Genomic DNA, 21,045 nt, shown 5'->3' on the forward strand with positions numbered 1-21,045 from the left:
TGATAATGGCGTTTTTTGCACTCTAGAGTCTGTTAGATGAATGAAACTACCCTATTGCTCACCCTTGCAACGGTCCATTTTATAGCGCTTTTGAGCCCAGGGCCTGATTTTGCACTTGTGGTTCAAAATGCCAGCCGGCATGGCAGGCAAACCGGCGTCTACATTGCATTTGGGCTTTCCGTTGGCATTCTATTGCATTCGATCTTCAGCCTAACGGGCGTTAGTTACCTTGTTCACCAACACCCTTCTGTCTTTCAACTGTTGCAAGTCGCAGGGGGTAGTTACCTACTTTATCTAGGCTTGGGCGCCCTTCGATTTGCCTTTCAATATAGGAACCAAGCTATATCCCAAGACACCTCAGCGCCCAATATGGTGCTAAGTAACCGTAAACAAGCCTTTTTACGCGGATTCATCACTAATATTTTAAATCCGAAAGCGTTGGTCTTCTTTGTTAGTCTTATGTCTTCACTTGTCCCTGCCAGTATGTCATTAAGCGGAAAAAGCGTAGCGCTTCTTATCTTATGGAGCCTTTCCTTTGCTTGGTTTTCTGCACTTGCATGGATGCTTTCTACGGCTCGTTTTCAAACAAAATTGAAACGCATGTCGCTATACATTGATGGATTGTGTGGGCTGATATTTACAGGAATTGGACTCAGTATTTTGTATCAAGTTTTGAGTAACGTATTCACTTCTGGAATTTAGGCGTAGCAAATCTGGTACATTGCTTACAAAAGCATCTCCCTTGTATAGACCGAATTCCGTTGTCCTGACAGGCTGAAGATCCAACAAAAGGAGAAGCTTATGTCATGGAAAACAACTCTCACACAAATGACGTCCTGCTCACTCTTGCTTGTCAGTTCCTTTGGCTTTGCAAATCAGGCAGCAGATGGCGTTGCACCGGAAGAAAGTACCGGGCTTGAAAACAAAACGCTAACCACAGCTAAGAAATGGATGGTCACCGCTGCAAATCCAATTGCCACGCAAGCAGGAGCGGATATTCTTGCTGCTGGCGGAAATGCCATCGACGCAATGGTGACGGTTCAACTCATTCTCGGACTTGTAGAACCCCAATCCTCCGGCATAGGTGGTGGGGCTTTTCTCGTGTACTGGGATGCCAAAGGCAATCGTCTTACGACCATTGATGGCAGAGAAACTGCTCCTTTAGCGGCAACTCCGACTCTATTTCAAGATCAACAAGGCAAACCACTCAAGTTTTATGATGCTGTTGTCGGTGGTCGCTCTGTTGGCACCCCTGGCACCGTTAAATTGCTGTGGGATACCCATCAGCAACATGGAAAGTTATCGTGGAAGCAAGTCGTTCAACCTGCAATCGACTTAGCGCGAAAAGGGTTTGCGATCAGCCCGCGCCTTGCTGGCTTGATAGCAAAAGATAAAGAACGCTTGAGCCGCTTTGATTCAACAAAAGCGTACTTCTTTAATGCCGATGGCACACCGAAAACCGAAGGTACAATCCTTAAGAACCCACAATACGCGGATACCCTTGCTCAAATTGCGAATAATGGGGCGAACGCCTTTTATTCTGGCAACATCGCAAAAGACATAGTAGAAACCGTACAAAACGCACCAGGCAACCCAGGGGTACTTGGTATGCAGGATTTTGCAAATTACCGCACAAAAGAGCGCGTGCCCGTCTGTGCTCCCTATCAGTCTTATGACATATGCGGTATGGGTCCTCCAAGCTCTGGCGCATTAACCGTGGGGCAAATCCTCTCTATCACTGAAAAATTTGATTTGAAAAAGCTCGGTGCTAACAACCCAACCAGCTGGCAGATCATTTCCGACGCTTCTCGTCTCGCTTTTGCGGATCGTGGTCGCTATATGGCTGACAGTGATTACGTACCAATGCCGACTCAAGGGCTACTGGACTCTGGCTACATTGCCGAACGAGCTAAGTTAATTACTCCAAACAAAGCACTAGAGAGTGTCAGCGCGGGTTCGCCTCCTTGGAGTCATGCCATGCGTTTAGCTGATGATGAATCCATTGAACTGCCTTCCACCAGCCACTTTAATGTCGTGGACTCGGAAGGTAACGTTGTCTCAATAACCACAACCATAGAAAACGCTTTTGGATCGCGCTTAATGGTTCGTGGCTTTTTACTCAACAATGAATTAACGGATTTTTCTTTCAAAACGCACAAAGATGGAGCGCCCATCGCAAACCGACTTGAGCCAGGAAAACGCCCTCGCTCTTCAATGTCGCCGACCATCATCATGCAAGATGGTAAACCTTATATGGCGATCGGTTCGCCAGGGGGAAGCCGTATCATTGGTTACGTGGCTCAATCCATTATCGCACATTTACAGTGGGGCATGGATATTCAACAAGCCATCAACCAACCTCATTTGGTAAACCGATTCGGAACGTTAGATATCGAGAAAGGCACCGCAGCCGAGTCCATGCAGTCAACGCTTGAAGGCATGGGGCATAAGGTAAACATTCGCGATCTCAATTCCGGACTGCATGCTATTCGACTCACCAAAGACGGTTTAGAAGGTGCTGCTGACCCCCGCCGTGAAGGTGCCGCTATTGGTGAATAGCCGAATCTAGACGTTGTGCCAACGCCCTTGTGAGATATCTCTTACAAGGGCGTAAGTGAACGCGGTTTCATTTATATCAACAAGAGAAGAAGCCAAACCTAAAGTACTGATATAAAACAAATTAGGCAATATTGATGCTTATTTGAGCAGAGGTTTTTTCTGCTCGTATATTGAGGAAAATCCTCAATCTCTTAATATTAACCCTGTCGGAAGGATGCTGACACGGAACAGGAAAAGCCAAGGATTTGGTTATCTTCAGGATGAAGATTTGATTATTTAGGATGAATAATCAGCATGGAGCAAAAAAGGACATTGAACGGACTCAATCGTTATCAGGAAGATAACGCAAGGAAGACAATGGACACCTCTAGGATGAGGCAAGGAACAAACATCAGGATGATGTAAAGGACACCGCTCAAGGAACAAGTGAGCACGCTAACGAGGAACGTTGGCTGATCAGGATAAGATCATGGACACCGCTAGGATGGCGATGAAAAGGATTATGCTGAAGGATTCAGTATTGCTATCAAGGATTTGATGCATGGAGCAACTTTAGTAGCCGGATTGCTGCGAGTAAGATTATAACCCCGATGGGCATTGCTCTCGGGGTTTTTCTTTATCTGTACATAAGTAACCTTTCAGCCTAACGGTTTTATCACCTGTGCCACTATTCCGTGATAAAACTAGTCAGCGATAAAACTAATCAGCAATATAGATAGCCAGAGATAAAGCGAACCTGTAGTGAGACAAAAAAAGCCCGCTTGCGCAGGCTTTGATTCCATTCATTGTCGCGGTTAGAGCTTTTCTAGCTTGGCGAATGCCGTTACTAACCATTTAATCCCTTCACCATTGAACGCGACTTGAACACGGCTTTGAGGGCCACTGCCTTCAAAGTTAATAATCGTCCCTTCACCAAATTTCGGATGCATCACTCTCGCGCCTAATGAAAAGCCCGTTTCGTTGAAGTTTTCCTTCACGACTTGCTGACTGAACCGCCCAGATGATGCCGGTCGGCTCACTTGCGCTTTCATTCGAACTTCATCCAAGCACGTTTCTGGCAGTTCACGAATAAAGCGTGAAGGTTTATGGTACTTATCTTGCCCGTATAGACGACGCATTTCCGCGTAAGTGATGTAAAGCTTCTCTTTTGCTCGTGTCATACCCACATAGCAAAGGCGTCGTTCCTCTTCTAACCTGCCAGCTTCTTCAGCCGACATCTGGCTTGGGAACATCCCTTCTTCGACACCAACCATAAATACGAGGGGAAACTCCAACCCTTTAGCACTGTGAAGAGTCATGAGCTGCACCGCATCATCGAATTCGTCGGCTTGCCCTTCTCCGGCTTCAAGCGCAGCGTGCGTAAGGAATGCAGTGAGTTCGGATAATTCTTCGGCTTCTTCTGGCTTTTCAAATTGGCGAGTAGCCGTAACCAATTCCTCAAGGTTTTCAATTCGAGCTTTCGACTTTTCGCCTTTTTCTTGTTCGTACATCGCGTACAAACCTGAATTTTTAATGACGTGGTCGGTTTGATGATGCATCGGCATTTCAAACGTATCGTCTTCAAGTGCATTGATGAGTTCGATAAATCGACTTAACGCACCAGCGGCTCGTCCGGCTAGAACCTTTTCTTCCAACAACGCTTGTGAGGCTTGCCAGAGTGTGGCACCACGATCTCGCGCAGCAAACCGAATAGTTTCGAGTGTCTTATCTCCCATTCCACGGGTTGGCGTATTTACAACACGTTCGAATGCGGCATCGTCATTCCGGTTAGACATCAAACGCAAGTAGCACAGTGCGTCTTTGATTTCTTGTCGTTCGAAGAATCGCATACCACCGTAGATACGATAAGGTAATCCAGACTGAATTAACGCTTCTTCCAGAACACGGGATTGGGCGTTATTACGATAAAGCATGGCAGTGTCATTCAGCGCTCCGCCTTTCTCTTGCCACTCTTTTATCTTGCTAACGGTAAAGCGAGCTTCATCGAGCTCGTTATACGCCGAATACACAGAGATGGGCTCGCCATCATTGCCATCAGTCCAGAGCTCTTTACCCATGCGCTCCGTATTATTAGAAATCAATTCATTGGCTGCCGATAAAATGGTCTTGGTTGAACGATAGTTTTGCTCTAATCGGATGGTTTTTGCGCCAAGAAATTCATCAAGAAAACGCTGAATGTTTTCGACCTTCGCACCACGCCAACCATAAATGGATTGGTCGTCATCACCCACGATCATGACGCGTGCCTCAGGTCCCGCCATCATACGAAGCCAAGCGTATTGAATGTTGTTGGTATCTTGAAACTCGTCGACCAATATGTGTTTAAATCTCGCCTGATAATGCTCGCGAATGTGTTGTTTGTCTCGAAGCAACTCATGCGCTCGGAGCAGAATTTCAGCAAAATCCACCAGCCCAGCTCGGTCACAAGCCTCTTGGTATGCGGTGTATATTTGTAGGTTTGTTTTAGTAATGGGGTCTTGATAGCAATCGATGTGGTTAGGGCGCAAACCTTCGTCTTTTTTGGCGTTAATCCACCAAGCCGCTTGTCTCGCTGGCCACTGTTTTTCATCAAGGTTCATGGCTTTGATCAATCGACGCAGTAGACGTTGTTGATCTTCTGAATCCAATATCTGAAAGTCTTCAGGAAGCTTGGCATCCAAGTAATGCGCCCGCAGAATACGATGGCAGATACCGTGGAAAGTGCCGTTCCACATACCCGATGCGCTGCCCATCATTAACTCTTCGATACGACCACGCATTTCAGCCGCGGCTTTGTTGGTAAACGTTACCGACATAATAGAAAACGGAGAGGCATTCTCGACAGCCATTAGCCAAGCAATTCGGTGTACCAGCACGCGTGTTTTACCACTGCCAGCGCCCGCAAGCACGAGCATATTCTCTAGCGGGGCTGCTACCGCTTCGCGTTGTTTGTCATTCAAACCATCAAGTAATAGGGAAGCGTCCATCGTTTTCTACTGTGTATTTATACATAACTGGTCATTATAACCGAATTCCTATCAAGAATAAGGTTGAATTCGCAATAAAAATCCCACTTTATAATCCACACAAAATCAATGAGTTGGGAATTTTAAAAAAAATAAGTAAAAAAAAATCGCCTTTTTTGTGAAAGATTTGTCGTTCATTCCTAATCTTATTGTGTAAGCAACCTGACAAACGCTTGTCCATCGCGAAACAGGTTGTCTTTATTAAAGAAACTAAGGATCAAGTTCGAGGATTGAAATATGAAAAAGTCTAATCTTGCTGTTACTGCTGCTGTTACAGGTCTTCTTGCCATCGCTGGTACTACTCTAACTGCTACTTCTGCGGTCGCAGCAGAAAAAGAGAAATGCTATGGCGTTTCCAAAGCAGGTAAAAACGACTGTGCAACCAAAACTAGCTCATGTGCTGGTACATCTAAAGAAGATTTCCAAAAAGACGCATTCATCGTAGTACCTAAAGGTCTTTGTGACCGTTTGGCTGGTGGAAGCAACACGTCTTCTTAAGCCTTTCCCTCTTAGCCATTTCAGGGCGATGAGCCATGCTTATCGCCCTAATTTATGGAGTGGCTTTGTGAAAAAGGCTTAATAACCGCTAAACGCATACAGCTTTACAAGATTGGCTAAATCTTGATGAACTCACCGGAGAGAGACATGCATAACAAAGTTGGCGTTGGATTAAGAACACCACATTTGGATTACTTTTCTGAGGAAGCGACTGGATTGAGCTGGTTGGAAATCCACAGTGAAAACTACTTTCTCCCTAACTCTCTGCAACGCCAACAACTTAATCAGATAGCGGATAATTACGACATAAGCTGCCATGGAATTGGACTGTCTCTCGGCTCGGTAGACGGCGTCAGTCAATCACACTTGGCGCGACTAGAACGCTTAATCAGTGATTTACAGCCAATTTTAGTTTCTGATCACTTAAGTTGGAGCGAAAACGGCGGTCATTACTTCAACGATCTTTTGCCGCTTCCCTATACGGAAGAGGCGTTGGATGTATTTTGTCGGAATGTACTGCAAGTTCAAGATGCGATAAAGAGACCGCTACTCATTGAAAATCCATCGAGTTACGTGAAGTTTTCTCACTCTACGATAGATGAGTGGGTTTTTCTGTCCGAAGTGCAAAAGCGTACCGATTGCCGATTATTACTCGACTTCAATAACATCTATGTCAGCGCGTTCAATCACGGCTTCGATAGCGATGAATTCTTAGCAGGCATCGATGCAACAAAGGTGGATGAGATACACCTTGCAGGCTTCACCATTAAGCAACATGAGAAAGGGGAAATCTGGATTGATACCCATAGTCGCCCTGTTTGTGATGAAGTTTGGGCGTTATTTAATGCCTGGATCAACAAGCATGGTGAGCGACATACTCTTATAGAGTGGGATTTGGATATTCCTGAACCTCAAGTTTTGATTCAGGAAGCCAGCAAAGCCAGTCATTACTTAATGCGAATCCAAGGAGAGTCTTATGGCACTTTCCCTCGCTGAGCTGCAAAGTCAGTTTGCCAAAGCGCTGCATTACCAGGCCACTGGTGAATCCTGTGATTTAGTGTCTGATGAGTTCTCTGCTGACGAACGCATGCAGATTTATCGCAACAATTTTGTGATGAGTTTGTGCGAGGTAATTGAAGCAACCTATCCCAAGGTTTTAGCGCTAGTCGGTGAGGAATGTTTTCAACAGCTTGCTCGTCAACACGTTTTGACACGCCCTTTAACCGAAGGTGATGTCTCTGGATATGGTGAAGGTTTTGCCGACACGATACGACAGTTTGATCAAGTCATTGCTGCTGTGCCTTACCTCTCGGATATCGCTGACATGGAATGGAAACTGGATCTAAGTGAAATGGCATTATCTTTAGCAAGAGAAAAGCCATACTTATCTTTGGACAAACTCGCCTCCGTGGCTGAGGAACAACAGCCATCGCTTGTCTTTCATCTTGCTTCAAATATTCAGCTTATATCCAGCCAATTTGCCGTTTTCTCTTTGTGGGAAGCCTTAGAGAAAGAGAAATTCGACGGAGTAGAGCTGAATAACGCCGAGCAAGGTGTGGTATGGCTTGATTCTGCTCGCCATCTTCATATCGATCCGATATCAGATGAAGTACATCAACTTATTCAATCTTGTTCGATGGGGTTATCACTAGCAGAAATCGAACCCGATTTATTGACGCATTTGAACACTTTAATGGCTTCAGGCTACTTAGATGGGTTCAGTATAAAAGAACAACAAATAGAGGAAGAATTATGAGTTCAGCCATTCGAAATATTATCGACACCTACGATGGAATCGTAGACAAACTTCAAGCTGGATTTATTCCGTTGTTACTTGTTTTTTGCCGCTTGTGGGTAGCCTGGGTCTTTTTCAATTCAGGTCTAACCAAAATTGCATCATGGGACAGTACCCTGTACCTCTTTGAGTTTGAATATGTCGTCCCATTACTGCCTTGGGAGTTTGCTGCGTATTCAGGAACAGCAGCAGAACTGATTCTGCCTGTATTCCTAGCGCTCGGGCTTTTTACACGCCCAATGGCCGCCATACTATTTGTATTCAATATTATTGCCGTTATCTCTTATCCGCTTCTTTGGGAAAAAGGCTTCTACGATCATCAACTGTGGGGTTTGATGATTCTTATAAATGTTGTTTGGGGAGCAGGTCTGATTTCGGTCGACCATATCCTAAAGAGAAAGATAACCCAATAACAAACCTCCCTTTAGTTAAGTAGCAACCTGTAAGCTACCTACCAATTCGCCCCAGTTTCTGGGGCATTTTTTTGCTTGTGCCTCTATACCCAAGTGACTTCAAAATGCAGGATTCAGAGCCTCATATTCTGTTTCAATTCAAGCCTTTCTACTTCAAAATCAGGAACGCAGCGGAATGACAAGTCCTTTCCAAATTCTTAGACGATGAAGTGGAGCAGAATATGAGCTCCCAAGGGCGAGTTTAACTGGCTTTCATACTGCGTTATCGATTCTTGATTTAGAATAACTAGATCTTCAAATCGATGCCTTGCCTGAAAACCAGTTAACTCTCGCTGAACCTAGCATCTTGAGGTTACTTGAGTATAAGCCTGAAATTATTGTCTTAGGCTCAATAAATATTCTATTAACATCTATATCACTACTATCGTTTGTGCAGTAAACACCAATATTGTTGAAATGAAGCTAAAACATTGATGTATTTCGTCACCACACCTCCCCCCTCAACCGTGGATGACCAAGGCGGCTGTTATAGAGCCGCCTTTTTTTAGTGCTCTAGGCGCTTACAGCTATCAATACGAAAGTGAATGGATAAGTTTCAGGATATTTAATGCAGATAGGGAAAATATAATTAGGCAGGGTTGGATGAAAACCTAGATTATTTATTTGGATAATTTTGAGAAATATATTAACAGTCAAAAGCCTTTCGAATTTGCTAAATATTACTAAGAATTCCGCAGATAAATTAAAAGCCAGCACAAAGGCTGGCTTTTAATTTTAGAATCCGATTATTTCTTAGAAAGGAATTCTTTCAGTTCATCCGGTGAAATACCCTGCTGAGCCAATTCAGCAGCGAGTTGCTGAACACTTTCACTCTTACGGGATTCAATCACTTGCTGAAATTGGTAAACAATATCTCTTAGCATATGCAAAGGAACTTGTTTGGCGGCGCTTCGAATACGCTCTTCACTCTGATTCCCGAGTTCACTAAGCAGTTTTCCGAACATTACTTTTTCTGGAGACTCTTCTAATTGCTCTAAAATACGAGCCATCTCATATGTTGTCATCGACATTGAATATGTATCTTCCAAATAGATCGGGGAAATAATTATATATGTGACGCTAAATATACACCCCTTTCGCTGTTGGGAAAACAATCAATTTCAATTATTGGTCATTTATATACTCAGCACCTTACAAAATGCGGTTAGCTGACTGCTTCTGCATGCCAATTACGACCCACTCGGCTGTACAGAATGATTAAAGCCGGTGCCAAAAGCCACATATGCAATGCAATTAGCGTTTCAGGTTCAAAAGACAATCTTTGCATAATACCAACCATAAGACCAGAACCGCTCATTTGAAATAGACCCAATAGAGCCGCAGCTGTGCCTGCTTTATCACCAAATGGAGCCAAAGCTTTCCCTGCTCCCGCGCCCATGATACATGCAAATCCAATGGATGACATAAATATAGGCAACATAAACCCTAAAGGCGTTTGCCACGATTTCATGCCAAGCATCATGGTACCGCCAATTAACAAAACAGCGACTCCAAATACCAATGTCCCATGCGTGCCCCAGCGATCCATTAGTTTAGGTGCAACCATGCAAAATACGATGTTGAATATGGCATTGATTCCGAACCAGAACGTAAACGCGTTCATCGTAATCCCCATATTCGTCATTAATACAACGGGGGCTGATGTTACGTAAGCAAGAATGACAGCCATGCCCAACATGCAAAGAGACGAATGAAATATAAAACTCGGATGCTTCAATACGCTCAAGTATCTCGAAGGTCTAAACAAGGGCTCTTCCGAGCGTGATGGGTTGGTTTCTTTGAAGTTCATCAGCATCATGATACCGCCAACCACAGCAAAACCAGCCATAAAGCTAAAGTTACTCCGCCAGCCAAACTGTTGGGTTAACCAGCTTCCTAAGATTGGTGCCAGAGCCGGAATGAAACATATTGCCCCGTTTAGGTAACTGATCATTCTGCCGCTTTTTTTAGGACCAAACATATCGCGAACTGTTGCAAAAGCTGCCACCGATGTCGCACAAGCACCGAAGCCTTGTAGCAGCCGAGCCATTAGCATCCACTCTATGGATTGAGCAACCCACGCCAAATAAGCGCTCAACCCGTAAATAACTATGCCTCCTAATGCAACAGTTCGACGTCCGTATCTGTCGGCAATGGGACCTGCAAATAATTGCCCGACTCCCATCGCAAATAAAAACCAGGTCACCGTATCTTGTGCAAGCGTGGCTTCCACTTGAAATGCTTTCGCCATAGTTGGTAGCGCTGGAAGATAAATATCTATAGCCATCGGGCTAAAGAGCACAAGCATTACCAACATGGTGAATTGTAGCTTTGAGACTTTCTCTGGATTTATTGTCGACATAGTAACCGTCACTTCTGTTTTCTTAAGGCGCAGTTTATTATCATGAAGATATGAATGGAAATGGACTATTTTCATCTCAGATATTCCATGGGGGAATTTCTCAATGAACATTGAACAACTGGGTCGAATCGATCTCAACCTTCTGGTTTGCCTTAACGTGCTTCTTGAAGAAAGAAACGTAACCCGAGCCGCATCTCGGCTCTGCTTAACACAATCTGCGGTCAGCAAATCATTAGCCAAGCTGCGTACACAATTTGATGATCCACTGTTTTATAGGAGCGCACACGGACTAAACCCAACACCACGGGCACTATTCCTTAAACCCAAATTAGAAGCTCTAATCTATCATTTGGAATCTATTACACAGCCAGATAGTTTTGACCCGAAAACATCTGATCGTCGATTCCATATATCTTTAGTTGAAAGTGTGTACCCACTTATTCTGCCCCATTTTCTTCCGAAACTTTTCCAAGAATCGCCAGGCATCAAACTTACGACCCACCCCTGGAATAAAGATACCTTTAAGCTTCTTCAATCCGGTGATATAGACTTCGGTATTACTGGAAAAGACATCGATATTAATGATGCCACTCTGACGATGTTACCTCCTAGCGATATAGAAATGCAGGAAATATTTCAGGATGAGCAGATTTGCTTGGTTCGAAAATACCATCCAGTTCTGAGCCGTCACTGGGACCTTGATTCTTATCTTGCCGAGCGACACGTCCAAGTAAGGTGTGATGGGAACGATCGCTGGTTACTTGATTATAAACTTGCTGATAAAGGCTTGGAACGAGACATCGCTTTATATGTTCCCGACTTTAACAGCGCAGCCAGCTTGTGTACTTACACCGACTTCGTGTTCACAGCACCAAGACATTTCGCTCAGTACATTTCTGGCTACCTCGACTTGGTACTATTACCTTTACCAACAGAATTACCTCCAATGGCATATACGCTTTTCTGGCATAAAGACAGAACACAAGACGCAGCGCTTAGCTGGTTTAGGAATATCATCACCTCGCATACACACCACTTAAATGGTGTCGATTAAGACTCAGAGATTGAATCATTTTAGCTATATTTTGGTACGTTCAAAATTGCTTACAAGCTAGGCTTCATCTCACAGCAGAATACATTGCTTGTCTGATTAAAAAACGATAGTTTGTACGCAATTTCGTCGCAAGTACGGATAATAGAACAGTCGAAAATGAATCATACGGATGGATGTCATGATTAAAGAAAGAGTAGAAGCCCTTCGTCGCTGGTTAAGCGAGAACAACGTTGATGCGGTTATCATTCCCCATGAAGATGAGTTTTTAGGAGAATACGTTCCCGCTCACCATGAACGTTTACTTTGGGCGACCGGATTTACTGGATCTGCTGGTGCAGCTGTAATCACGGCTGACAAAGCCGCTATTTTTGTCGACGGTAGATACACTGTTCAAGTAACGAAGCAATCACCTGCTGATGTTTTTGAATACTGTCATCTCATCCAGCAACCTCCTTTGGATTGGGTACTCGACAACTTACCGACAAATGCTAAGTTGGCCGTCGATCCTAAAATGCACTCACACTCTTGGCTTCTAAAAGCGCAAGACAAGGTTACTGATAAGCTTGAGTTAGTACTGGTCAACGATAACCCGGTCGATCTAATCTGGTCGGACAGACCTGCTCCAGTCTATACAGATGCTCGCTTAATGGAGCAAGAGCTTGTTGGACAAACAAGTGAAAGTAAGCGCCAAGAAATAGCCGAAATAATAAAAGAAAACCGTGCCGACGTTGCATTACTAACTCAACTTGATTCCATTTGTTGGCTGTTGAATGTCCGCGGCTTAGATGTCTCTTGCTTGCCGGTGCTGCTATCACACGCCATTGTTCATGCTGACGCTAATGTCGAGTTCTTTATTGACCCAGCACGCTTACCTAGCGAATTTTCTAAGCATGTAGGTCAAGGTGTAACGGTTTATTCTCCGGAACATCTTGAGACACAACTTCAAGCGCTTTCAGGCAAGAATGTTTTAGTGGACCCGGCAACAAGCAACGCTTGGTTTACACTGACTCTACAAAATGCCGGTGCCGAAGTTATTAATGGTGACGACCCATGTTTACTTCCGAAGGCAGCAAAAAACTCAGCAGAAATTGAAGGGATGCGCGCATCGCACCTTCGTGATGGTGCGGCAATGGTTAACTTCTTATCGTGGCTTGATGCCGAGGTAGAAGCAGGTAATTATCATGATGAAGGTCTTCTTGCAGATAAGCTTCATGAGTTCCGTAAGGCCGATCCAACGTTAGCAGATTTAAGCTTTGACACTATTTCTGCTTCAGCAGGCAATGGCGCAATGTGTCACTACAATCACATGAACCAACCAGAACCCGGTAAGTTAGAACCAAATTCACTTTACCTTGTAGATTCAGGTGGTCAGTACCCAGATGGTACAACAGACATCACACGTACTATTGCGATAGGTAAACCTAGCCACGACATGATCCAGCAATTTACGTTGGTTTTGAAAGGTCATATCGGGCTTGCTAATGCAATATTCCCTCATGGCACAACAGGTCACCAGCTCGACATTCTTGCGCGTCAGCATCTCTGGGCAAATGGCTATAATTTCGATCATGGTACTGGTCATGGTGTTGGGCATTTCCTAAGTGTTCATGAAGGTCCTCAAAGAATCGCGCCTGTTGTTAATAACGTCGCTCTACTGGAAGGCATGGTACTTTCTAATGAACCAGGTTATTACCGTGCTGATGAGTTCGGTATTCGGATAGAAAACTTGGAGTTAGTTGTCGAAGTTGAAACGCAAGGCGATACGAATATGCTAGCGTTTGAATCACTGACACGATGCCCTATCGATAAGCGCAATATTGATGTCGCTCTTCTGACCGATCCAGAATTAACTTGGTTAAACAGCTACCATACAAAAGTGTGGGATGAGATCAGCCCGTTAGTATCTGGTTCATCTTTAGATTGGTTAAAACTCGCTACTGAGCCACTAACTCGATAAGATTTCCGAAGGTCTCATAAACGAAAACCCCGCTAAGTTTAGCGGGGTTTTTATATGAGTAATGAAAGTCAAAAAGATACTAAGTTGGACCGTTGTGTTTCACGTGAAACATCTCACCGAAAAACGCATTCTAATCACCTTCCAGAAAAACAACTTATCCAGAATAAGCGTGGTGCCAATCTTTCCAAACAGGTTCAAATCCCTTACTCCTAACGGCATTTGCCACTTGAGCAGAAGAACGCTCGTCGCTTATCGCAAACTGCTCAAGTTCTTCTTCGTCATTAGCATACCCTCCTGGCTGAGTCTTTGAAGCAGCTGAAATACTTGTCACTCCAAGAGGCAATACATTGTCTCTAAATTCCGGTGACTCTCGTGTTGAAAGGGAAAGCTCAACTTCCGGATTTAGCATTCTGTATGCGCATATCAATTGAACCAGTTGTTTATCGGACATCACTGACTTTGGCTGCAAAGACCCTTCACAAGGTCTCAATCGAGGGAAAGAAATCGAATAGCGGGACTTCCAATAAGTCTTTTCCATATAGCTAAGGTGAGCAGCAACAAAAAAGCAATCCGTCCTCCACTCTTCCAATCCGATCAATGCACCCATACCAATTTTATCGATGCCAGCGGAAGCCAATCTATCCGGAGTATTCAAACGATAGTTAAAATCTGTTTTGTTGCCGCGAAGGTGATGCTGACCGTAGGTCGATGGATGATACGTTTCTTGGTAAACCATAACCGCATCTAAGCCGAGTGTTTTTAACTCTGCATAACACTCTTGGTCCAGAGGTTGAACCTCCATAGCCAGATAGCTAAATCGTTTTTTTATAGCTGGAACTACTTCACGAAAGTAATTCATACCTACTTTCGTTTCATGCTCCCCCGTGACGAGTAAAACTGAATCGAAACTCATTTTCTTGATCGCATCGATTTCCAGCTGAATGTCATCAACGTTCAATGTTCTACGCTTAATTCTGTTCTCCATAGTGAAGCCACAATAGGTGCAGGAATTTGCGCATAGATTTGATAGATACAATGGAATATAAAACCCAATAGTATTGCCAAAGCGTTTTCGTGTAAGCGCGTAAGATTGTTGCGCCATTTGTTCTAGGAAGGGTTCCGCTGCAGGCGAAATAAGCGCTTTGAAATCTTCTAAATCACGCTTTGATTTCGATATTGCTCTTTGTACATCTTCAGACGTTTTACTGTAGATAGACATGCGGATCTCATCCCAATTCATCTTTTCAAACTGGTCTGAAAAACTCATATTGATCACTCCAAGAATGATGTGAGTGGGCTAGATGCAACAGCGTGATTCACTTGCCCAACCAAGCCAGCTTCGTAACCTAGGCGACCACTTTCAACAGCAAGCTTGAAGGCTCTAGCCATTTGAACGGGATTAGCCGCGGCAGCAATTGCCGTATTTACCAATACCGCGTCCGCTCCAAGTTCCATCGCTTTTGCTGCGTGAGAAGGTGCGCCTATCCCTGCATCTACAACAACCGGAACATTTGCTTGGTCGATAATGATTTCCAGAAAGTCCTGTGTCGCGATACCCTTGTTTGAACCAATAGGTGCTCCTAAAGGCATTACCGCAGCACAACCCACTTCTTCAAGATGTTTACAAAGTACTGGGTCAGCGTGGCAATAAGGCAATACAATGAACCCCTGTTCAACCAACTTTTCCGCAGCTTTTAGCGTCTCAATAGGATCGGGCATTAGATACTTAGGGTCTGGATGAATTTCTAGTTTAAGCCACTTTGTACCCAAGGCTTCACGCGCTAACTGACCAGCAAATATCGCTTCTTTCGCATTCTTTGCGCCCGATGTGTTTGGCAGTAAGGCTATTCTATTTTCGATGAGTGGCGAAAGTATGTCGTCATCCTTTGTATCGAGATCCACTCTCTTTAATGCCATCGTCGCAAGCTGGGAGCCAGAGGCAATAATGGCATCGCTCATTACACGGCTATTTGAAAACTTTCCTGTCCCTGTGAATAAGCGAGACTCAAATGTTTTTCCTGCTATTGTTAACACTTTTAACCTCCGGCAATCGCTCTAAATACCACAACATCGTCACCCGCTTTAAAGCGAGTATCGGACCACATTGTTTTGGTTTGAACTTCTTGGTTAACTGCGATTGCAATACCTACTAGTTCAATTTTTTTGTTTTCCAGCAAATCAACAAGCGTCATTTCATCTGAAATCGAAATAGGCTCGCCATTAAAAGTAATTTTTAACGTACTCATTATTTTCCTTGAGCATCAAAAGTTGGGTTGCACACACTGCACGCGTTGTCTTTTGGAATAGCAAATTGATGGAACTGCATGGATAAGCCATCGAATAATGTAAGACGGTTCGCTAAATCTCGCTCTAATGTGACTAAACGAATAGCGACAAGAGCTTGATGAGTTCCAATAATTCCTACGACAGGACCCACTACACCAGATTCTGAGCAGCGCATATTGGGTTGTGACTCGTTGATTGGATATAAGCAGTGATAGCAAGGATCTGAGTCTTGATACGTGAAAGTAGCTAATTGACCTTCCCAGCCGATTGCGGCACCAGATACCAAAGGTGTTTTTGATTTGTGACACGCACGATTAATTTCTTGTCGAGTTTCAAAATTATCGCTGCAGTCTAAAACGATATCCGCTTGCATACATTCAAGTTGAAGCCGACTACCCAGAAGTTTCTTTTTGATAGCACGAACGCGCACATCCGAATTGATTTTGGCAATAGCTTTTTTTGTTGCATCTACCTTGGCTAGACCTATCTCGTCATTTGAGTAGAGTATTTGCCTCGGGAGGTTACTCACTTCAACAACATCATCATCAGCAATAACAAGATGACCTATACCCGAAGCAGCAAGATGCTGAATGGCAGAACACCCTAACCCACCACACCCAACAACTAGAATGCTCGAATTTCTAAGCTTTGCTTGTCCGAGCTCTCCAATCTCAGGTAACGCTACCTGACGCTGATATCTCAGAAACTCAGAATCTGTAATCGTCACGGAACTACCTACTACTTAGAATTTCACGAAAATCGCTAATAGCTTTCTTTGGGTCAGAACTTAGTGTAATAGCCCGAACAACGGCTAGGCTTGAAACCCCACACTCCCACACCTTTGGTGCTCGTTCTAAGTCAATTCCACCAATCGCAACGGTGGGAAACTTTCCTGACAGTACTTGGTAAAGCTTAAGCCTCACTAACCCTTGAGGGCGTGAGGGCATTACTTTAGTGGTCGTTGGAAATATATGACCGAGCGCTATATAGCTAGGGTTAACCTGTTTTATTCTAAGTATTTCGTAGTAACCGTGAGTGGATAACCCTATCCGTACGCCAGCTTTTGCAATTTGGTCTAAGTCTGCAAACTCGAGATCTTCCTGTCCCAAATGCACGCCATAAGCACCATGTCTTACCGCTAACTGCCAATAGTCATTAATATAGACTTGAGCGTTATGCTGACGTCCTAATTCGATAGCTTTTGTAATCTTTGTTTCTAGCTCCGGGTCATCGACGTTTTTTATCCGAAGCTGTGCTGTCTTTACTCCTAGTTCAAGAAGTCGCTCTACCCATTCCACCGTATCTACAACCGGATATAAGCTAAGATGTTCGGCATTTGTATCAGGAAAAGGCAAAGCGTTTTCTATATCCCATCCTACATGGATATCTAATAGCTCATCAGAGAGTATCGGTGTTGGAAATTCAGAAAGATTCTGAGGCCATGTTTCACGTGAAACATCAGAACGTACTGCACCTCTTGCTATCACGAGCGCATCTTCAATCGGAAAATCAAGTACAAGAGATGTCAATAACCAAGCCAGATAGGATTGTTGTTCTGCCTCAGATAATGGAGCGCCTTTGAAACTCAACGCTCTATTAGATTCGTCGTGGCACCATAGATCAACAAGCTGAAAATCATGATAAACGTCAATCAGCAGTAGGTTAGGCTCTTTCGAAAGTTGAGATAAAGCCAAAGGTGAAGCCTGACCATTAGAAAAACGGCAAACATGAGTTGCTTCACTATCGGATTCATCAAACGAAAGAGACGTACACCTGTCATCAACGTAGCATTGCGTCAAATGAGTTGGGCTTACACCCAACTCGATATCAGCAATATCAAAGCCCTGCTCCTGAGCTAATAACAGTCTAGACTGAACGAGACCTGTTAATTCGACTTGAGCCTTTGGCAGTAATAGCTGAGCCATTTAATCCTCCAAAACACTCTGCTTGGCAGGGTGGTACAACTCTGAGCCCGTCGCTTTAAACTCTTCGGACTTCCTACGCATACCTTCCAATGGGTCATCTAGCATCTTGATCTCAATAGCCTGATCCTGCGCGACTTGCTTAGTATCCTTTGCGTACTCTCTTACTTCTTGAGAAATCTTCATTGAACAGAACTTTGGACCACACATTGAACAGAAGTGAGCGACTTTCCCGGACTCTTGTGGAAGCGTTTCATCATGAAACTTACGTGCGGTTTCAGGATCCAGACCCAAGTTAAATTGGTCTTCCCAGCGGAATTCAAATCGAGCTTTTGAAAGTGCGTTATCGCGAATTTGAGCACCAGGATGCCCTTTCGCTAAATCTGCTGCGTGCGCCGCTAACTTATAGGTAATCAAACCCGTTTTAACATCTTCTTTGTTGGGTAAGCCTAGGTGCTCTTTCGGTGTCACATAGCAAAGCATGGCACAGCCATACCAACCAATCATGGCCGCACCGATGCCTGAAGTAATATGATCGTAACCAGGGGCAATATCTGTTGTTAGTGGACCAAGAGTATAAAATGGAGCTTCATGACAGTGCTTAAGCTGCTCGTCCATGTTTTCTTTGATCATGTGCATTGGGATATGACCAGGACCTTCTATGATTACCTGAACATCATATTCCCACGCAATTTTAGTCAACTCACCTAAGGTTCTCAGCTCGGAAAACTGTGCTTCATCGTTCGCGTCTGCAATTGAACCAGGGCGTAAGCCATCACCAAGTGAAAGAGCAACATCATACTTCGCACATATTTCACAGATTTCACGGAAGTGGGTATATAGGAAGCTTTCCTGATGGTGAGCTAAACACCATTTCGCAATGATAGAACCACCACGAGATACGATACCGGTGACACGTTTTGCCGTCATTGGCACGTAACGTAATAGCAAACCAGCGTGAATGGTGAAGTAATCAACTCCCTGCTCTGCCTGCTCAATTAGCGTATCTCGCATGACTTCCCAATTGAGGTCTTCAGCGACACCATTTACTTTTTCTAGTGCTTGATACATAGGAACAGTACCAATAGGAACAGGACTATTACGCATGATCCATTCACGTGTTTCATGAATGTTTCGACCAGTAGACAAGTCCATTACTGTATCACCGCCCCATCGAGTCGACCAAACAAGCTTTTCAACTTCTTCCTCGATTGAAGATGACACAGCAGAGTTACCAATATTCGCATTTACCTTAACAAGGAAATTACGCCCAATAATCATAGGTTCTGATTCAGGGTGGTTAATATTGGAAGGAATAATGGCGCGTCCTTCAGCAACTTCTTTTCGCACAAATTCAGGGGTAATTTCTTTAGGAAGGTTTGCACCAAAGCTTTCACCAGGATGTTCAATGTTCAGTTGATCATCAGCAAACTTATGACGCTGCAAGTTCTCACGTATGGCAATGTATTCCATTTCAGGGGTAATAATACCTTGGCGCGCATAGTGCAGCTGAGTAACGCACTGACCTTCTTTAGCACGTCGGATTTTTGGAAGATTGCCGTAGCGTAAATCGTCTAACGTATCGTCTTCTAAACGCTCTTTGGTATAAACCGAACTCACATCCGACAAGATTTCGGTGTCATTTCGCTCTTTAATCCAGTCTTCACGTAACTTTGGCAGACCACTATAAAGATCGATTTCATGCTCTGGATCGGTATAGACCCCAGACGTATCGTAGACACGTATTGGTTCATTAGGCTCGAATATTGGGTCTTTTTTAGTCCCGCCAACCAAACTGTCTGCCAGAGAGATCTCTCTCATTGGCACTCGAATATCGCTTCTAGAGCCTTCTACATACACTTTATGAGAATTTGGATACGGTTGAGTCGACAGGTTATCAATAAACTGTTTGGCTTCCAGTCTCGCTTGCTTGCGATTCGACATAGCATTTTTCCTTGCAATCATTATTTTTAGGACAAAGTCCCTAGGAAGAAAATGCTTGGCGGATTGTTGTTACAAGAGGGCAAATGTGCGTGAGTAACGCCATCTGAAAGTAGATAGATCCCGACTAATATCAGGTGAGGTATCTTCTCTTGTTCCCTTCGCAGATATTAGTCTGATCAGGTTCAACGGATCCCGCTAACGCGGTCTCAGCTCGCCCATTAATAAATCGGGCGGAGCACTCCGACAAGTGAAGCCAGTATAAGGGAAAGGTTAGGTCAAAACCAAGACCAAAGTTTAAAAAGATTAACTTTTAATCAACAATTGAAAGCCAATCCATGCGGCAGAGATACTAAGAACGACATTCAATAACACATTGAGACCCATTTTAAAAAACGCACCTTGCTGTATGAGTAAAACGTTGTCCATAGAAAAGGTAGAAAAAGTAGTTAGTGCTCCTAGGAAGCCAAGACCGATTATCTGCCTCCAAGGCTCTGTAGCAAGGCTTCCATTCTCAAATGAAGCTATCAGCATTCCCATCGCTAATGAACCCACTACGTTCACTGTGAGCGTGCCATATGGAAACCCTCTACCAAATAAACTCGCGCATAACTCCGACACCAAAAAGCGAGAACATGCGCCAAATGCACCACCTAATGCTATGAAACCAAGAATGGATAACTGTCCCATCTCTACCAACCCTAATCAAATATTGAAACCATTCTATCTCTATATACGCCAAAATTCGTTTTTAATTTCGGGTAATACTCGCCATAAAGAAGGATAAATATAAAAAGTTACAGGAGTCACTTTAGGTGATGTAAAGCATGTTTTTTAACAGGCAAACAAAAAAGCCCTGATCAAAGATCAGGGCTTATCAATTTGAACCTGGCGATGTCCTACTCTCACATGGGGAAACCCCACACTACCATCGGCGCTATTGCGTTTCACTTCTGAGTTCGGCATGGAAGTCAGGTGGGTCCACAATGCTATGGTCGCCAAGTAAATTTGGTTTTTGCTCTTAGACTTTCTTTAAATCTAAAAACAATAAATAGTGGTGCTAGTACCCAGATTTGAACTGGGGACCTCACCCTTACCAAGGGTGCGCTCTACCAACTGAGCTATACCAGCACATTAAATTCTTATATGCGTTGGACTAAAAAAGCCCGTTTTTTCAAACGGGCTCTTTCAATAAATTTAAAGCCTGGCGATGT

Annotated in this window: 18 protein-coding genes, 1 tRNA gene, 1 rRNA gene and 1 riboswitch; of the genes, 8 read left to right on the plus strand and 12 right to left on the minus strand. The window is 44.0% G+C overall.

What is annotated here, in order from left to right; translation table 11 throughout:
* Positions 1 to 36: 36 nt before the first annotated feature.
* Together CW749_RS07545 and ggt are read left to right on the plus strand one after the other, a co-directional pair.
* Positions 37 to 702, plus strand: a complete 666-nt coding sequence (locus CW749_RS07545; RefSeq protein ID WP_101111423.1) for a LysE family translocator — start codon at positions 37 to 39, stop codon at positions 700 to 702.
* 99 nt (positions 703 to 801) lie between these two features.
* Positions 802 to 2,559, plus strand: coding sequence for a gamma-glutamyltransferase (ggt, locus tag CW749_RS07550; protein ID WP_101111424.1), 1,758 nt, complete (start codon positions 802 to 804; stop codon positions 2,557 to 2,559).
* 794 nt (positions 2,560 to 3,353) lie between these two features.
* Here ggt and uvrD read toward each other — a convergent pair.
* Positions 3,354 to 5,525: a DNA helicase II gene (gene uvrD / locus CW749_RS07555; RefSeq protein WP_101111425.1), complete on the minus strand. Its 2,172-nt coding sequence runs from the start codon at positions 5,523 to 5,525 to the stop codon at positions 3,354 to 3,356.
* A 276-nt stretch (positions 5,526 to 5,801) separates the two neighbouring features.
* On the opposite strand from uvrD, the gene CW749_RS07560 reads away from it, so the two are divergent.
* From CW749_RS07560 to CW749_RS07575, 4 genes are all read left to right on the plus strand, one after another.
* Entirely contained in the window at positions 5,802 to 6,062 is a 261-nt protein-coding gene (locus tag CW749_RS07560; RefSeq protein WP_101111426.1) for a DUF2282 domain-containing protein, read from the plus strand.
* A 126-nt stretch (positions 6,063 to 6,188) separates the two neighbouring features.
* Positions 6,189 to 7,058: a DUF692 domain-containing protein gene (locus tag CW749_RS07565; RefSeq protein WP_101111427.1), complete on the plus strand. Its 870-nt coding sequence runs from the start codon at positions 6,189 to 6,191 to the stop codon at positions 7,056 to 7,058.
* The gene (locus CW749_RS07570) at positions 7,039 to 7,818 is read left to right on the plus strand and encodes a DNA-binding domain-containing protein (RefSeq protein WP_101111428.1); all 780 of its coding nucleotides are present in this window, start codon (positions 7,039 to 7,041) and stop codon (positions 7,816 to 7,818) included. Before CW749_RS07565 ends, CW749_RS07570 begins: the two co-directional genes overlap by 20 nt.
* Positions 7,815 to 8,270, plus strand: coding sequence for a DoxX family protein (locus tag CW749_RS07575; RefSeq protein WP_101111429.1), 456 nt, complete (start codon positions 7,815 to 7,817; stop codon positions 8,268 to 8,270). Before CW749_RS07570 ends, CW749_RS07575 begins: the two co-directional genes overlap by 4 nt.
* Before the next feature lie 785 nt (positions 8,271 to 9,055).
* Here CW749_RS07575 and CW749_RS07580 read toward each other — a convergent pair.
* Together CW749_RS07580 and CW749_RS07585 are read right to left on the minus strand one after the other, a co-directional pair.
* Positions 9,056 to 9,340 carry a hypothetical protein gene (locus tag CW749_RS07580; protein WP_101111430.1) on the minus strand — a complete coding sequence of 95 codons (285 nt, stop codon included), beginning with the start codon at positions 9,338 to 9,340 and terminating at the stop codon, positions 9,056 to 9,058.
* Between the two features lie 134 nt (positions 9,341 to 9,474).
* On the minus strand, positions 9,475 to 10,671 hold the full coding sequence (locus CW749_RS07585) for a multidrug effflux MFS transporter (RefSeq protein ID WP_237322363.1): 1,197 nt from the start codon (positions 10,669 to 10,671) through the stop codon (positions 9,475 to 9,477).
* A gap of 103 nt (positions 10,672 to 10,774) precedes the next feature.
* Here CW749_RS07585 and CW749_RS07590 point away from each other — a divergent pair, with 103 nt between their 5' ends.
* Positions 10,775 to 11,725, plus strand: a complete 951-nt coding sequence (locus CW749_RS07590) for a LysR family transcriptional regulator (RefSeq protein ID WP_101111432.1) — start codon at positions 10,775 to 10,777, stop codon at positions 11,723 to 11,725.
* A 169-nt stretch (positions 11,726 to 11,894) separates the two neighbouring features.
* The gene (locus CW749_RS07595) at positions 11,895 to 13,682 is read left to right on the plus strand and encodes an aminopeptidase P family protein (RefSeq protein ID WP_101111433.1); all 1,788 of its coding nucleotides are present in this window, start codon (positions 11,895 to 11,897) and stop codon (positions 13,680 to 13,682) included.
* Between the two features lie 154 nt (positions 13,683 to 13,836).
* Here the strand turns inward: CW749_RS07595 and thiH are convergent, their stop codons facing one another.
* The 9 genes from thiH to CW749_RS07640 form a co-directional block, all read right to left on the minus strand.
* Positions 13,837 to 14,949 (minus strand): 2-iminoacetate synthase ThiH, encoded by a 1,113-nt coding sequence (thiH, locus tag CW749_RS07600; protein ID WP_101111434.1) that lies wholly within the window; start codon positions 14,947 to 14,949, stop codon positions 13,837 to 13,839.
* Between the two features lie 5 nt (positions 14,950 to 14,954).
* The gene (locus tag CW749_RS07605; protein WP_101111435.1) at positions 14,955 to 15,716 is read right to left on the minus strand and encodes a thiazole synthase; all 762 of its coding nucleotides are present in this window, start codon (positions 15,714 to 15,716) and stop codon (positions 14,955 to 14,957) included.
* Between the two features lie 2 nt (positions 15,717 to 15,718).
* Positions 15,719 to 15,928: a sulfur carrier protein ThiS gene (gene thiS, locus CW749_RS07610; RefSeq protein WP_101111436.1), complete on the minus strand. Its 210-nt coding sequence runs from the start codon at positions 15,926 to 15,928 to the stop codon at positions 15,719 to 15,721.
* Entirely contained in the window at positions 15,928 to 16,695 is a 768-nt protein-coding gene (locus CW749_RS07615) for a HesA/MoeB/ThiF family protein (protein WP_101111437.1), read from the minus strand. Before CW749_RS07615 ends, thiS begins: the two co-directional genes overlap by 1 nt.
* A 4-nt stretch (positions 16,696 to 16,699) precedes the next feature.
* Positions 16,700 to 17,893, minus strand: coding sequence for a thiamine phosphate synthase (locus tag CW749_RS07620; RefSeq protein ID WP_101111438.1), 1,194 nt, complete (start codon positions 17,891 to 17,893; stop codon positions 16,700 to 16,702).
* Positions 17,894 to 19,834, minus strand: a complete 1,941-nt coding sequence (thiC, locus tag CW749_RS07625) for a phosphomethylpyrimidine synthase ThiC (protein WP_101111439.1) — start codon at positions 19,832 to 19,834, stop codon at positions 17,894 to 17,896.
* A 136-nt stretch (positions 19,835 to 19,970) separates the two neighbouring features.
* Positions 19,971 to 20,087, minus strand: a riboswitch (TPP riboswitch).
* A 50-nt stretch (positions 20,088 to 20,137) separates the two neighbouring features.
* Positions 20,138 to 20,521: a fluoride efflux transporter CrcB gene (gene crcB, locus CW749_RS07630; protein ID WP_101111440.1), complete on the minus strand. Its 384-nt coding sequence runs from the start codon at positions 20,519 to 20,521 to the stop codon at positions 20,138 to 20,140.
* Between the two features lie 196 nt (positions 20,522 to 20,717).
* A 5S ribosomal RNA gene (rrf, locus tag CW749_RS07635) occupies positions 20,718 to 20,834 on the minus strand.
* Between the two features lie 52 nt (positions 20,835 to 20,886).
* Positions 20,887 to 20,962 (minus strand) — tRNA-Thr (locus CW749_RS07640).
* Positions 20,963 to 21,045: the final 83 nt, after the last annotated feature.

Source organism: Vibrio sp. vnigr-6D03 (assembly GCF_002835515.1).
Classification (GTDB): domain Bacteria; phylum Pseudomonadota; class Gammaproteobacteria; order Enterobacterales; family Vibrionaceae; genus Vibrio; species Vibrio penaeicida.

Bases quoted from the DNA above. Each gene is read 5' to 3' on its own strand.
- thiC (WP_101111439.1), bottom strand. From the start codon at position 19,834: ATGTCGAATCGCAAGCAAGCGAGACTGGAAGCCAAACAGTTTATTGAT.
- CW749_RS07560 (WP_101111426.1), top strand. From the start codon at position 5,802: ATGAAAAAGTCTAATCTTGCTGTTACTGCTGCTGTTACAGGTCTTCTT.
- CW749_RS07545 (WP_101111423.1), top strand. From the start codon at position 37: ATGAATGAAACTACCCTATTGCTCACCCTTGCAACGGTCCATTTTATA.
- crcB (WP_101111440.1), bottom strand. From the start codon at position 20,521: ATGGGACAGTTATCCATTCTTGGTTTCATAGCATTAGGTGGTGCATTT.
- CW749_RS07590 (WP_101111432.1), top strand. From the start codon at position 10,775: ATGAACATTGAACAACTGGGTCGAATCGATCTCAACCTTCTGGTTTGC.
- thiH (WP_101111434.1), bottom strand. From the start codon at position 14,949: ATGAGTTTTTCAGACCAGTTTGAAAAGATGAATTGGGATGAGATCCGC.
- CW749_RS07575 (WP_101111429.1), top strand. From the start codon at position 7,815: ATGAGTTCAGCCATTCGAAATATTATCGACACCTACGATGGAATCGTA.
- uvrD (WP_101111425.1), bottom strand. From the start codon at position 5,525: ATGGACGCTTCCCTATTACTTGATGGTTTGAATGACAAACAACGCGAA.
- CW749_RS07595 (WP_101111433.1), top strand. From the start codon at position 11,895: ATGGATGTCATGATTAAAGAAAGAGTAGAAGCCCTTCGTCGCTGGTTA.
- ggt (WP_101111424.1), top strand. From the start codon at position 802: ATGTCATGGAAAACAACTCTCACACAAATGACGTCCTGCTCACTCTTG.
- thiS (WP_101111436.1), bottom strand. From the start codon at position 15,928: ATGAGTACGTTAAAAATTACTTTTAATGGCGAGCCTATTTCGATTTCA.
- CW749_RS07585 (WP_237322363.1), bottom strand. From the start codon at position 10,671: ATGTCGACAATAAATCCAGAGAAAGTCTCAAAGCTACAATTCACCATG.
- CW749_RS07570 (WP_101111428.1), top strand. From the start codon at position 7,039: ATGGCACTTTCCCTCGCTGAGCTGCAAAGTCAGTTTGCCAAAGCGCTG.
- CW749_RS07580 (WP_101111430.1), bottom strand. From the start codon at position 9,340: ATGTCGATGACAACATATGAGATGGCTCGTATTTTAGAGCAATTAGAA.
- CW749_RS07620 (WP_101111438.1), bottom strand. From the start codon at position 17,893: ATGGCTCAGCTATTACTGCCAAAGGCTCAAGTCGAATTAACAGGTCTC.
- CW749_RS07565 (WP_101111427.1), top strand. From the start codon at position 6,189: ATGAACTCACCGGAGAGAGACATGCATAACAAAGTTGGCGTTGGATTA.